The 12,798-nt window shown below is 64.0% G+C and carries 12 protein-coding genes; 1 reads left to right on the top strand and 11 read right to left on the bottom strand.

Annotation, left to right across the window (positions count from 1 at the left end; translation table 11 throughout):
* Positions 1-2: 2 nt before the first annotated feature.
* The 7 genes from V7773_RS04920 to V7773_RS04890 are packed head-to-tail and all read right to left on the bottom strand — an operon-like array spanning position 3 to position 7,202.
* Positions 3-338, bottom strand: coding sequence for a hypothetical protein (locus tag V7773_RS04920; RefSeq protein WP_336072507.1), 336 nt, complete (start codon positions 336-338; stop codon positions 3-5).
* A 20-nt stretch (positions 339-358) separates the two neighbouring features.
* Positions 359-1,996 carry a BatD family protein gene (locus V7773_RS04915; protein ID WP_063320762.1) on the bottom strand — a complete coding sequence of 546 codons (1,638 nt, stop codon included), beginning with the start codon at positions 1,994-1,996 and terminating at the stop codon, positions 359-361.
* Positions 1,993-3,729 carry a VWA domain-containing protein gene (locus tag V7773_RS04910; protein ID WP_336072506.1) on the bottom strand — a complete coding sequence of 579 codons (1,737 nt, stop codon included), beginning with the start codon at positions 3,727-3,729 and terminating at the stop codon, positions 1,993-1,995. Before V7773_RS04910 ends, V7773_RS04915 begins: the two co-directional genes overlap by 4 nt.
* Complete coding sequence (locus V7773_RS04905; protein ID WP_092348694.1) at positions 3,726-4,805, bottom strand: vWA domain-containing protein; 1,080 nt, start codon at positions 4,803-4,805, stop codon at positions 3,726-3,728. Before V7773_RS04905 ends, V7773_RS04910 begins: the two co-directional genes overlap by 4 nt.
* Positions 4,798-5,292: a DUF4381 domain-containing protein gene (locus tag V7773_RS04900; RefSeq protein WP_063320765.1), complete on the bottom strand. Its 495-nt coding sequence runs from the start codon at positions 5,290-5,292 to the stop codon at positions 4,798-4,800. The genes V7773_RS04905 and V7773_RS04900 overlap by 8 nt, the downstream gene beginning before the upstream one ends.
* Positions 5,289-6,233: a DUF58 domain-containing protein gene (locus tag V7773_RS04895; RefSeq protein ID WP_092145907.1), complete on the bottom strand. Its 945-nt coding sequence runs from the start codon at positions 6,231-6,233 to the stop codon at positions 5,289-5,291. The genes V7773_RS04900 and V7773_RS04895 overlap by 4 nt, the downstream gene beginning before the upstream one ends.
* A 9-nt stretch (positions 6,234-6,242) precedes the next feature.
* Positions 6,243-7,202, bottom strand: coding sequence for an AAA family ATPase (locus V7773_RS04890; protein ID WP_003202654.1), 960 nt, complete (start codon positions 7,200-7,202; stop codon positions 6,243-6,245).
* Between the two features lie 586 nt (positions 7,203-7,788).
* Between V7773_RS04890 and V7773_RS04885 the strand changes: the two genes are divergently transcribed.
* The gene (locus V7773_RS04885; RefSeq protein WP_336072505.1) at positions 7,789-8,157 is read left to right on the top strand and encodes a DUF6124 family protein; all 369 of its coding nucleotides are present in this window, start codon (positions 7,789-7,791) and stop codon (positions 8,155-8,157) included.
* A gap of 412 nt (positions 8,158-8,569) precedes the next feature.
* Here the strand turns inward: V7773_RS04885 and V7773_RS04880 are convergent, their stop codons facing one another.
* From V7773_RS04880 to V7773_RS04865, 4 genes are all read right to left on the bottom strand, one after another.
* Complete coding sequence (locus tag V7773_RS04880; protein ID WP_336072504.1) at positions 8,570-9,547, bottom strand: 2-hydroxyacid dehydrogenase; 978 nt, start codon at positions 9,545-9,547, stop codon at positions 8,570-8,572.
* Between the two features lie 14 nt (positions 9,548-9,561).
* The gene (locus V7773_RS04875; protein ID WP_336072503.1) at positions 9,562-10,860 is read right to left on the bottom strand and encodes an MFS transporter; all 1,299 of its coding nucleotides are present in this window, start codon (positions 10,858-10,860) and stop codon (positions 9,562-9,564) included.
* Positions 10,861-10,952: 92 nt separating this feature from the next.
* Positions 10,953-11,927: a sugar kinase gene (locus tag V7773_RS04870; RefSeq protein ID WP_336072502.1), complete on the bottom strand. Its 975-nt coding sequence runs from the start codon at positions 11,925-11,927 to the stop codon at positions 10,953-10,955.
* Positions 11,920-12,702 (bottom strand): sugar phosphate isomerase/epimerase family protein, encoded by a 783-nt coding sequence (locus V7773_RS04865; protein WP_336072501.1) that lies wholly within the window; start codon positions 12,700-12,702, stop codon positions 11,920-11,922. Before V7773_RS04865 ends, V7773_RS04870 begins: the two co-directional genes overlap by 8 nt.
* Positions 12,703-12,798: the final 96 nt, after the last annotated feature.

Below are 12,798 nucleotides of genomic sequence, written 5' to 3'. Positions count from 1 at the left end.
GGCTAAAAGAAGCAGAGTTTACTGGGAAACGGGTGCGAGGACTTGCTCGACTTTGCAGGATTTGGTGCAAGACCCTGTGGCGAGGGAGCTTGCTCCCGCTCGATTGCGCAGCAATCGCAAAAAAAGGGGCCGCTTCGCAGCCCAGCGGGAGCAAGCTCCCTCGCCACAAAAGCCACAAAAGCCACAAAAGCCACAAAAGCCACAAAAGCCACAAAAGCTACAAAAGCCACAAAAGCCACAAAAGCCACAAAAGCCACAAAAGCTACAAAAGCTACAAAAGCTACAAAAGCTACAAAAGCTACAAAAGCTACAAAAGCTACAAAAGCTACAAAAGCCACGACTGCCCAGGAAACCGGGTTTATTTGGGGTACAACGGCGGCAACCCGGAATCACTGGCAGAAGCCTGCGCCCCATCGGTGGGCGGAATCGCCCGAATCGCCCGCCACAGGTCTTCACCCTGCCAATGCTGGCCGGTCTCGCTATAGAGCGCGCCGTTGAGGCCGTCCAGGGCGTCGGACAGCGGCACGAAGCGCGCGGCCATGTCGGCCAGGGTTTCCGGTTGCTGGCGGGCCCAGGCGTCGAGGGCCTGGCGGGTGGCGTGGGGGTCGTTGGCCAGGCAGGTGCGTTTGAGATCATCCAGCAGGGTGCGTGGGCTCGGTCCGGTCTGGGTCGAGCGCAGGATCGCTGGCTGCCAGCGGCCGCGCCACCACAGGGCGAAGCCCAGTACGGTCGTGCAGGCCAGGACCAAGGTGCTCAGTTGCCAGTACCAGAGCATGTCGCTGTCGACGGTCGTTACGATCTGCGCCGTGCCGGCCGGTGTGTCCACCATCAGGCTTGGATTGTTCGCCACCTGCAGGGTCCGCGCCGGGAGGCTGGTGCGGTCCAGGTGGTCTTCCAGGGTGTTCCACCAGACCACTTCCACTGGTGGCAACTCGATGGTGCCGCTGCGATTGGGCACCAGGGCTTCGCGGTCTTCGCGGCTGCCCACCAGCCCGCGTTCACTGTTGCGGCTGCTGAGTACCGGTTGGTCCGGATAGCGCCGCAGGCCATTGATCTCCGTGGCCGGCAGCGGTGGCAACTGGGCGCTGGCCAAGCCTTCGGCTTCCAGGGTCAGGCTGCGGGTCAGGGAATCGCCCACCTGGCTGTGGGTCGGCTCCGGGCTCCAGCTTTCACTCAAGGACAGGCTGCGTGCCGGCAGCCAGGGCACGTCGGCCGGATAACTGGCAGGCTTGGGCTTGACGCGCAGCAACAGTTGCGTGGAGCTTACCCGCATCAACTGGCCGGGCTTGGGGCCCGAAGGTACGGCGTCCTGGGCCACCGGCTCGACCAGGGTGGCACTGAATGTCTGGGCCGGAATCGTCAGTTCGCCGCTGCGCTGTGGGTAGATGCCGTAGCGCAGTTCAATCACGCCATGGCGGACATCGTTGATGACTTTTTCATAGGTGCGCGATTCGCCCAGTTGCTCGGTGCGGGCATCGGGGATGTGCAGCGGCGTGAGGCTGCTGTCGTCGTACAGCGACACCGAATGGTAGATGCGCAGGGTCAAGATCGCCTGGGCCTGAACATACACGTCGGTCTGGTCGAGGCTGGCCTCGATAAACACCGCTGCCAGGGGCTCCGAGGCGTTGCGGGTTTCGCTTTCGATCACCTGCAGGGTGATCGGCTGGCTGGTCACTTCGCCCAGTTGCAACGGCGGAATGATCACGGTGCCGCTTTGGCGCGGCAGCAGGGTCACGATCCAGCGGGTGGTGGCGCGGTTCTCACCGTCAAGGGTCGTCAACTGGTTGACCTGACGGGTACCGCGCACATCGAACAAGGCCTGGAGCGGAGCCAGGTCCGGTTTGCCGAACAACGTGGCGTCGTTGGATTCCAGGGTCAGCTCCACCGTTTCCCCGGAGTTCAGGCGGCTGCGGTCCACACTGGCCGTCAGCTGTGCAGCCTGGGTTCCAGAGGCCCAGAGCAGCAACACGAGGAAGTAGGTGGTGAAGCGGGTCATTTGGTTTTTTCCTGGGCCTGATGGCTTTGCTGTTCATACCAGAATTTACGTCTGAGCAGCTCCCCTGGATTATCCGGGATCTGGCGCAGCCATTGTTCCAGTGCCTGGCGCTGTTCTTCTTCATTGCGCTGGCCCGCGGCAGGACGCAGTGGCGGGGTGGTGGTCTGCTCATCGGGCAGTTCGCTGCCTGGTACATCCTGGGCGGTCGGCGGTTGTGCCGCGCGCGGGGGTTGGGGCTCGTCCGATGTCGCGCTTGCCTCGAGAGAGGGCTGTCCCGGTTCGGAAGACTGGGTGGGTGAGTCGGTATCCGGCGATTGCTCGGCGCGGGCCGGCTCCTCGCTTTCGGCAGGCTTGGGTTCTTCCGGTACGGGGGCCGGCTGTTTCAACAAACTTTCCACCAGGGCCTTGTTGGTCTGGGCGGGGCGCAGGTCGGGTTGCAACTCCAGGGCCTGCTCATAGGCATCCAGCGCGGCTTCCAGTTCGCCGCTCCTGGCCAGGGCGTTGCCGCGATTGTAGTGCGCACGGGCGTCGTTGCCTTCGGCGAAGCGTCGGGCGGCTTCGCTGTACTGGCCGGCTTCGTACAGGGCGACGCCTTGCCACTGGCTGTCCTCGAAGTGGGCGGCGGCTTCGGCGGGACGTTTTTGCTTGAGCAAGTGCTGGCCCTGTTGGTCGGCGCGCAACCACAGGTCCTGGAATTCGAAGGCGTGGCCGGTTTGCGGCAACATGAATAACAGTGGCAGGCAGAACAGCCAGCCTCGCCGTCCGGCACAGGCGGCCAGCAGCAACAGGGGCAGGAGCAGCCAATAGCCCTGGTCGGCCCAGGTGTCCAGGCGCAGCGTTTGTCCGTCGCTGCGCAGATGACGAGGGCCGTCCAACAGGCCCAGGCCGCGCAGGTCGCTGTCGTCCAGGCGCGCCGGCCGGTAGCGGCCGTCCAGCTTGTTGGCAAAGGCCTTGAGGCCCGGGCTGTCCAGGCGTGGCAGCAGGATCGAACCCTGCGCATCCTTGAGGTAACTGCCATCTTCCTGGGGCACCGGTGCGCCTTCGCGGGTACCAATGCCGAGCATCAGCCATTGTGTGGCGGAACCGTCCAGGGCCTGGCGAATGCCTTGGCGTTCCTGCTCGTTCAGCGACGAACCGATCAGCAGGATCCGGCCATGGCCCAGTTCGCCCTGGTCCAACAGGGCCAGCGCCTTGCGGACCGCCAGGTCGGCACGATGGCCGCTCTGCGGCATGATCGATGGCGCAAGGGCTTCGAGCAGGTTGGCGCTGGTGGACAGGTCGTCGGACAGCGGCACCAGCGTATGGGCGCTGCCGGCATAGACGATGATCGCGGTCTGGGCGTCGCTGCGGTTCTGCAACAGGTCCAGTACCTTGCGCCGGGCCTGCTCCAGTCGTGTGGGCGGGACGTCGGTGGCGAGCATTTCCGGGGTCAGTTCCAGCACCACCACCAGCGGGTCGGCGGGTTTCTGGCTGGTCTGTTCGACCCGCGCCCAACTCGGCCCCAGCAACGCCAGCACGATCAACAGCCAACCCAGGCCCAGGGCAATCCACGGCAGCCGGCTTTCACGGCCGCTGCCGCCACTGAGCAGCACAGCATGAAAGGCGGGCGGCAGGATCATCTGCCAGCGGCCCACGCGTTTCTGCCGGTGCCACAGTTGCCAGAGCAACCAGCCCAGCAGAGGTAGCAGCAATACGAACCAGGGGCGTAGCCAATGTGGCCAGAAGGCGATCATCGACGCCTCCGCAAGCGCAGGCGCTTGAGCCGCTGGCGCCACTCGGTGTGTTGGGCCGGCTGGAACAGCGGCTGGTTGAACAGGCGCTGCAACGGATTGTCCGGCCAGCGCGCCCGGGCCACCAGCAACATGCTCAACAGCAGCGCAACGGCCAGGGGCCAGTGATACAGCGCCAGGGCAGGACGGGCCTGGGTCGGTTGCTGGGTCACCGGCTCGAGCTGGTCGAGGGCGGTCTTGATCGCCAGTAATTGCGCGCCATCCTGGGCACGAAAATACTGGCCGCCGGTGGCTTGGGCGATTTCCTTGAGTGTCGGTTCATCCAGGTCCAGGCTCGGGTTGACGCCGAGCAAACCCGTGGTGCCGCTTTGTTCCGGGTCGGCACCGATGCCGATCGGGTAGATTTTCACACCTTCGTCGGCGGCCAGTCGCGCAGCGGTCAGTGGATCGATTTCACCGCCGTTGTTGGCACCGTCGGTGACCAGGATCAGCACGCGGCTGTGGGCCGGGCGCTGGCGCAGGCGCTTGAGGGCCAGGCCGATGGCGTCGCCGATGGCGGTGTTCTTGCCGGCGATACCGATACGCGCCTCATCGAGCCAATGGCGCACGGTGCGGCGGTCGAAGGTCAGCGGTGCTTGCAGATAGGCCTGGCTGCCGAACAGGATCAGGCCGACCCGGTCACCTTCGCGGCCTTCGAGAAAGTCCCCGAGCATGTGCTGGACCAGCACAAGGCGACTGACCTCTTCGTCCTTCCACTGCATGTCGGGAAAGTCCATGGAACCCGAGACATCCACCGCCACCAGCAGGTCGCGGCCGCTGGCGGCAATCGGCAATGGCTCGCCCAACCACTGCGGTCGAGCCGCGGCGATCAGCAACAGCAGCCAGAGCAGGATGAAGGGCGCCTGTTGCCGCCAGGTCGGCAGATTGGCCCGCGCCCGCCGACCCACCAGGCCTTCCAGGTCCCCGAGGAAACTGACCTTGAGCGCTGGCTCGCCGCTATCGGCCGCCGGCAGCACCAGGCGCATCAGCCAAGGCAACGGCAACAGGGCGAATACCCACGGCCAGGCGAACTCAAACATGTTTGCGAATCCAGATTTCGACCGCCTGGGTCAGGCCAGCGATGGCTTTGTCATCGAGCTTGCATTCGGGTTTGTAGGCGCCTTCCACCAATATCATCCAGCGCGTCAGGCCCGCGGCCGGGCAGCGGTTATCCAGGAACGCCAGCCATTTGCGCCCATTGAGGGTGTGGCTCTGGCTGTAGGGGTAGTGATTGCGGCATAGACGCTTGAGCAGCCCGTTGAGCTGTTGCAACCAGGCCCCGGCCGGCGCGCCGTCGTAGGGTTTGGGCAGCAGGGCGAGTTCGGCCAGCGCGGCCAGGCGCACTGGGTCCAAGGGTTGTTCGGCGCGGGCGACGGTGCGCTTGATGGGAATGAACCGGCGCAGCTGCCACAGGCCCAGGCCCAGCAATGGGATCAAAACCAGCAGCAGCCACCAGCCTGGCGCGGGTGGCCAGAAACCGATAGGCGGCGGCGCCATCAGCGGTTGCAGTTGATCCAGGCTGCTCATCGGCTTTTCCCGGCCCGCTTGGGGTTCAGGTAGTCGCGCAGTTGCTCGACCATGTCGCCCTGGGTACTCAGGGGCAGCATCAGGATTCGCAGTTTCTGCGCCAGCATCTCCCAGCGTTCCTGGCGCGCCTCGGCCTGGGCGCGATAGGCCTGGCGCAGTTCGAAATTCAGGGTGTCGAGTTCCAGCTGCGAACCACGCTGGGTGAACCGCAGCAGACCGGCGGCGGGCAGGGCATGATCCAGCGGGTCCGACAGCGGCAGCAACAACAGGTCGCAATGGCGCGACAGCAGGCTCAACTGTTGCTCGGCGCTGTCGGACAGCGCGCGCTCATCGCAAATCACGATCGCCAGGCTGCCGGGCCGTAGCACTTCCCGGGCCCGGCGCAGGGCGATGCCGAACGAGTCGCGATCCGGCTCGGCCTCGGTGTGCAGTGACTGATTGACCCGCACCAGCCGGTTGAGCAATTGCAACAGGCTCTGTTTGCTGCGTCGCGGCTTGACCTCGTAATGGGTGTTATTGCCGAACACCAGGCCGCCGACCCGGTCGTTGTGCCCCAGCGCGGCCCAGCCTATGAGGCTGGCGGCCTGGGCGGCGAGCACCGACTTGAACACCAGCCCCGAACCGAAGAACAGCCGGTGGCTTTGCTCGATCATGATGAAGATCGGCCGCTCGCGTTCTTCGTGGAACAGTTTGGTGTGGGGCTCCTGGGTCCGGGCGGTGACGCGCCAGTCAATGGTGCGTACGTCGTCGCCGGCCTGATAGACCCGCACCTGGTCGAAATCGACGCCGCGTCCGCGCAGCTTGGAGTGATGCAGGCCGATCAGCGGGCTGCGCTGGCCTGGGGTCGAGAACAACTGCACTTCGCGTACGCGATGGCGCATCTCGATCAGCTCTGCGAGGCTGACGCGGATGCCCGGTGCGGGCGCCAGTGGGTTATTCATGACGCATGCTCAAGCGACAGCGACGACGTCGAGAATCCGCTGCACGACCCGGTCCTGGTCGATGCCAGCGGCCTCGGCTTCGAACGACAGGATGATGCGATGGCGCAGCACGTCGAACAGCACGGCCTGGATATCTTCGGGGCTGACAAAGTCGCGTCCGGCCAGCCAAGCGTGGGCACGGGCGCAGCGGTCCAGGGCGATGGAGCCCCGCGGGCTGGCGCCGTAGGCGATCCATTCGGCCATTTCCGGATCGAACTTGGCCGGGTTGCGGGTGGCCATGATCAGTTGCACCAAGTACTCCTCCACGGCGTCGGCCATGTACAACCCGAGGATTTCCTTACGCGCGGAGAAAATCGCCTGCTGGCTCACGCGGCGTTCGGGCTTGGTCTCGCCGTTCAGCGCTTCACCCCGGGCCTGCTGCAGGATACGGCGTTCCACCGCGGCGTCAGGGAAACCGATCTTGACGTGCATCAGGAAGCGGTCGAGCTGGGCTTCGGGCAGCGGGTAGGTGCCTTCCTGCTCGATCGGGTTCTGCGTGGCCATCACCAGGAACAGCGGCGACAGTTCATAAGTGCTGCGCCCGACGCTGACCTGCCGCTCGGCCATCGCCTCCAGCAAGGCCGACTGGACCTTGGCCGGGGCGCGGTTGATTTCGTCCGCCAGCACCAGGTTATGGAAAATCGGCCCTTGCTGGAACACGAAGCTGCCTGTTTCCGGGCGGTAGATTTCCGTACCGGTGATGTCGGCGGGCAGCAGGTCGGGGGTGAACTGGATGCGATGGAATTGCGCTTCGACGCCTTCGGCCAGTTCTTTGATGGCCTTGGTCTTGGCCAGCCCCGGCGCGCCTTCCACCAGCATGTGGCCGTCGGCAAGCAGGGCGATGAGCAGGCGCTCGATGAGTTTTTCCTGGCCGAGAATCTGCGTTGAAAGAAAGGTTCGCAGCGCAAGCAGCGCTTCACGATGTTCCATCGGTGACTGTTCCTGGAAAGGGTGGCCCCGGACGTTCGGATAACGCCGGGGCTGGGGGCGTTACTTTAATGCATGGCAGGGGGTGGCGACTAACGGGATTTTGATTGGCCGTGTGAATTGTGATCGGCTTGGAAAGATTGTGGGGGTGGGTTTGCTTGCCATGAATCCCACCCGACAGGCGCCCTTACCCCGGTGGCGAGGGAGCTTGCTCCCGCTTGAGTGCGAAGCACTCACAAAATGAAGGGGTGTTTATCGGGACGTAGGAGTGCTCTGGAGCAGGCTACGTTGTCTTGCACCATTGCCTACGACTGCGCCAGAATCCGCCGGCTTGTGCGCTTGGGAGGCAGGTTCTATCGTTTCCGGGTCGCTGATGAATCAGCGATCGGGTTTGGTAGCCCGGCTTTTGACTTGTCGCACAGCCCCTGTAACAGAGGCCTTTTTGGTATCTGTTTTATGGCGGTCATGCGCAGGGCGTCTTCGGACGCGCCGGTTCTCCAAGTCACCGGTCTACCAACCCGCGTATGGCCGCCACCTTCGTGTGGTAGCGAGGTTGATGGTCTCCTTTTTCTGATTTGGAGATTCATTCATGTTCAAAGTAACCCCGAACCCACCGAACACCGATCCAACGTCACCGCGTCCAAAAACCACGTCCCAAAAACACGACGAAGTCACCGACCGAGTCCTCGACCATTACCTGAACCCCAAGCCGGACAAACCCGAAGCAGAACCTGCCCCCGGCCAACTCTTCACCGTCAACAAAGACATCGACACCGAAAGCCTGCTTGCCAACCTCAGCGAAACCCTGGCCTCGGCCAATGCCATGGTCAATGACCTGGCGTTCGACCTGGACGGTTCACGCCGGCATTTCCTCCTGGGCATTCAGCAACTGATCGAACTGGGCAGCCTGCTGGCAAACCGTGCACTGGACAACATCGAAACCCGTCAGCCGACATAACCCCCGTGGCGAGGGAGCTTGCTCCCGCTGGGCTGCGCAGCAGCCCCAAACCGAGCCGGCGCGGTTCCCCAGACACACCGCGCCCGCCGGGCCTGCGGCGGCTGCGCAGCCGAACGGGAGCAAGCTCCCTCGCCACAGAAGCGCTGCCGTGCTCGGATGATTGCTCAGTCTACCCACGCCCTCGCATTTGATCGTTCCCGCGCTCTGCGTGGGAATGCATCCTGTGACGCTCTGCGTCACCTTGCAGAAGCGGAACGCGGAGCGTCCCTGGCGGCGTTTCCACGCGGGAGCGTGGGAACGATCAAACCGAGCCGGCGCGGTTCCCCAGACACACCGCGCCCGCCGGGCCTGCGACTGCTGCGCAGCCGAACGGGAGCAAGCTCCCTCGCCACAGCCGTGCTTGGATGATTGCTCAGCCTACCCACGCCCCCGCATTCACCAGATTCGCCGGTCGTTCACCCGCCAATGCCGCCAGCAGGTTGTCCACCGCGCAGCGCGCCATCGCTTCCCGGGTCTCGTGGGTGGCCGAGCCCATGTGCGGTGTCGCCACCACGTTATCCAGTTGCAACAACGGCGAATCCGCACTCAAGGGCTCGCGCTCGAACACGTCCAGCCCCGCGGCACGGATCTGCCCGCTGCGCAGGGCGTCGATCAGTGCCGCCTCGTCCACCACTTTGCCTCGGGAGATGTTGATGAAGATGGTCTCGGGACGCATCCGGGCAAACGCCTGCGCATCGATCAGCTCTTGGGTTTCAGCCGTCAAGGGCAAGGTCAGGCAGACGAAGTCCGCCTGCTGCAACAATGTTTCGAGGCTGCAATAGCGTGCGTTGAAACGCTGCTCGACTGCAGGCTTGGGCGAGTGGCTGTGGTAGAGCACCGGCATGCCGAAGCCGAAGTGCCCGCGCTGGGCCAAGGCTTCACCGATGCGGCCCATGCCGATGATGCCCAGGGTCTTGCCATGGACGTCGGTGCCGAAATGCCGGGGGCCGATGCTCTGTTGCCAGCCGCCGCTGCGCACCAGGTTGGCCAGTTCCACCACGCGCCGGGCGGTTGCCAGGATCAGGGCGAAACCGGTGTCCGCGGTGGTTTCGGTGAGCACGTCCGGGGTATTGGTGAGCAGGATCCGGCGTTCGGTCAGGTAGTCGATGTCGTAGTTGTCGACCCCTACCGAGACGCTGGCGATGGCTTGCAGGTTCGGCGCCAGGTCCAGCAGCGCCGCATTCAGCTTGAGGCTGGCGCCCAGCAGGCCGTGGGCCGTGGGCAGGGCGTCGCGCAGTTGTGCCAGGCCTTGGGCATCGAGGCGTTCGATGAGCGTGACTTGGGCCTGGGCTTGCAGGCGAGCCATCAATTGAGGTGACAGCGTTTTGTACAACACCACGTGCTTTTTCATGGATGGGTCTCGATTCAGGAACGGGCAGGCGCCGGGTTTGGCGTCGCGGGGTGGGAGACGGTCCGGTCGCTGGCGCCGGGCTTGAGGGCGAGGGTCAGCACGACCGACAGCAGCAAGGCGCCGCTCATCAGCAGGAAGGACATGCCAGGGGAACCGGTGGTGCCGTTGAGGTAGCCCACAAGGTAAGAGCCGCCGAACGAACCCAGCGCGCCCATGCTGTTGATCAACGCCATGGCGCCGCCGGCGACATTGGCTGGGAGGATTTCCGGAACGATGGCGAAGAACGGACCGTATGGCGCGTACATGCAAGCGCCGGCCACCACCAGCAGGCTGTAGGACCACCAGAAATGTTCAGGCCCCAGCAGGTAGGAGGCGTAGAACGCGATGGAAGCGACCAGCAGTGGCGGCCAGACGAAGCGCTTGCGCTTCTGGGCCTTGTCCGAGGCCCAGGACACCACCAGCATGCCGACCACCGCCGCCAGGTACGGCAACGACGACAGCCAGCCGGCCTCGACCATGCTCATCTGCAAACCTGCCTTGAGGATGGACGGTAGCCACAGCACGAACCCGTAGACCCCAATGCTCCAGCAGAAAAACTGCAACGCCAGGATGATGACCTTGGGCGAGCGGAAGGCCTCGGCATAGTTCTTCACCGCCTTGATACCCACCTGTTCAGCCGCCAATGCGCTTTCCAGGTCGTGTTTTTCCTGGTCGCTGAGCCACTTGGCCTGGGATGGACGATCATCGGCCAGGCGCCACCAGATAAAGGCCCAGAGCACCGCCGGCAGGCCTTCGATGATGAACATCCAGCGCCAGTCGAATTGCTGCACCAGATAACCCGACACCACTGACATCCACAGCATGGTCACTGGGTTGCCAAGGATCAGGAACGTGTTGGCGCGCGAACGTTCGGCGCGGGTGAACCAGTGGCACAGGTACACCAGCATGGCCGGCATCACCGCGGCCTCGACCACCCCGAGCATGAAGCGGATCACGATCAGCCAGTAGGCATTGGAGACCACGCCCGTCAGGGTGGCCAGCGAACCCCAGAGGATCAGGCTGACGAAGATCAGCTTCTTCACACTGTGCTTTTGCGCGTAGATCGCCCCCGGTACCTGGAAGAAAAAGTAGCCGAGGAAAAACAGGGCGCCCAGCAAGGACGACAGCCCCGGGGTGATCATCAGGTCCTTGGCCATGCCCGAGGCGGCGGCAAATCCATAATTGGCCCGGTCGAGGTAGGCCAGGCTGTAGGTGATGAAGACGATGGGCATGATGTACCACCAGCGGCGGGTGGCGAGGGTGAGCGTTTGCATGTCGTTGACTCCTGAGCTTGTTGTTTTTGTCGCAGCAGGTGTGTTTTGCGGTGGTCTCTATCGCGAGCAAGCTCGCTCCCACAGGGTTAACGTCAGCCCCTGTTGGAGCGAGCTTGCTCGCGATTGGCGTCATTGAATTCCGCCAATAACTCAATGCGAGTCGGCAATCCCTCCATGTCTCCACGGCTCTGCACCGCGCGGCTGCCAATCCAGTTGGCGCGCTGCACGGCCTCGGTGATGGCCTGGCCTTCGAGCAATGCGCTGATCAGGCCCACGGCGAAGCCATCACCGGCGCCCACGGTGTCCACCACTTGGGCCACCGGCACGCCGGGGATGACGCCTTGGTCCAACGCCGTGCGGTAATAGGCCCCGTCCGCGCCGAGCTTGATCACGACGAGTTCGGCGCCTTGGTCCAGGTAGAACGCGGCGATGTCGGCCGGGTCGTCGAAACCGGTCAGCAGCCGGCCTTCGCCGAGCCCCGGCAAGACCCAGTGGGCGAGGGCGGCGAGGCGATTGATTTCAGTGATCATCGTCGACTCGCTGCCCCAAAGGCTTGGCCTCAGGTTGGGGTCGAACGACAGGCTGCGGCCGGCCGCGCGCATACGGCTCATCAATTCAAAGGACATCTCGCGGGCCGTGACCGACAACGCCGGGACGATGCCGGTGGCGTGCAAGTGACGGGCTTCAAGCAGCGATGGCGCGATGGAATCGATCGACAGATGACTGGCCGCCGAGCCACGACGGAAATACTCGACTTGCGGGTCGCTGCCATCGTCGGCACGGGACTTGAACTGAAATCCGGTGGGGTGCGTTGGATCGACCGCCACGTGACGACAATCCAGGCCTTCGTTCTCCAGCGTCTGCACGACGAAGCGTCCCAGGGAATCGGCGCCAACCCGGCTCAGCCACGCCACCTTGAAGCCAAGGCGCGACAAACCGATGGCCACGTTGCTGTCGGCCCCGGCAATGCGCTTGTGGAACTGGTCGACGCTGGCCAGGTCACCGCGCTGGTCGGCCACCAGCATCGCCATGGTTTCGCCGAACGACAACACATCGAACTCAGGCATGGGCAGGCTCCCGGCGCGATTGCCCGAGGCGGGCAAGGGTGGCGACATGTCCAGCGGTCAATTGCAGCAGGTCTTCGCCTTGTAACGGGTATTCGGCGGCGCGCATTACACCGACGGGCATGTGCTTGAGCAGTTGCTCCCACAGGTGCAGGTCGGTCATGGCCGGAGGTACGGCGACCAGTTTGCCGTCGGCGCGCTGGGCCACTGCCTTGCAATGCACGTACGCCACATACCGTCCGAGCTGTCGGGCGGCGACGGCGGCCGATTGGTCTTGCCATTGCCAGTTGCCGATGTCGAAGGTCATGCCGACGGGCAATGCATGCTCTTGGGCAGCGGTGAAGAAACGTTGCAACGGTTCGATCCGTCCGCCTTGCAAGGTCTGGTCGTTTTCCACCAGCAACTGCACCGGGCTTGCGCCGAGCACATCCGCCAGTGCCGACAGATCATGGGAGCCGGTGAAGTGCCCGAGGGAGACTTTTAGCCATGCCGAGCCGAAAGCCTCGGACCGTTGCAGGGTCAGTGCCAGGGCCGGGTTGGGCCTGGACTGCCCGGCGAGCCACAGCTCCAGTGGCGACGAGAAAACACTTTGCAGCCCCTGGGCGCGAGCGCGAGCGGCCAGCTCGGCGGGCTGTTCGGTGGTGAGCAATTCTTCGCGCCATTCGATGCGTGAGGCGCCGGCGGCGGCCAGCAGATCGATGAAACGGCCTTGGCCTTGTTGCCGTACCAGGTCGGCGCCGTAGCTGGAAAGGCTGATGGAGACGGGTGGGTTGTGCATTGTTGTTATACCTCTGAAACCGGTTTCAGTTTTATTTAAAAAAAGGGGGTGTGCTTCAGGGCCTCATCGCGAGCAAGCTCGCTCCCACACGGGATC

It is taken from the genome of Pseudomonas sp. 3JA (genome assembly GCF_036961705.1).
Taxonomy (GTDB): domain Bacteria; phylum Pseudomonadota; class Gammaproteobacteria; order Pseudomonadales; family Pseudomonadaceae; genus Aquipseudomonas; species Aquipseudomonas fluorescens_Q.
The sequence above is the reverse complement of the archived record's forward strand: the minus strand, read 5'-3'. Positions and strand labels throughout refer to the sequence as shown.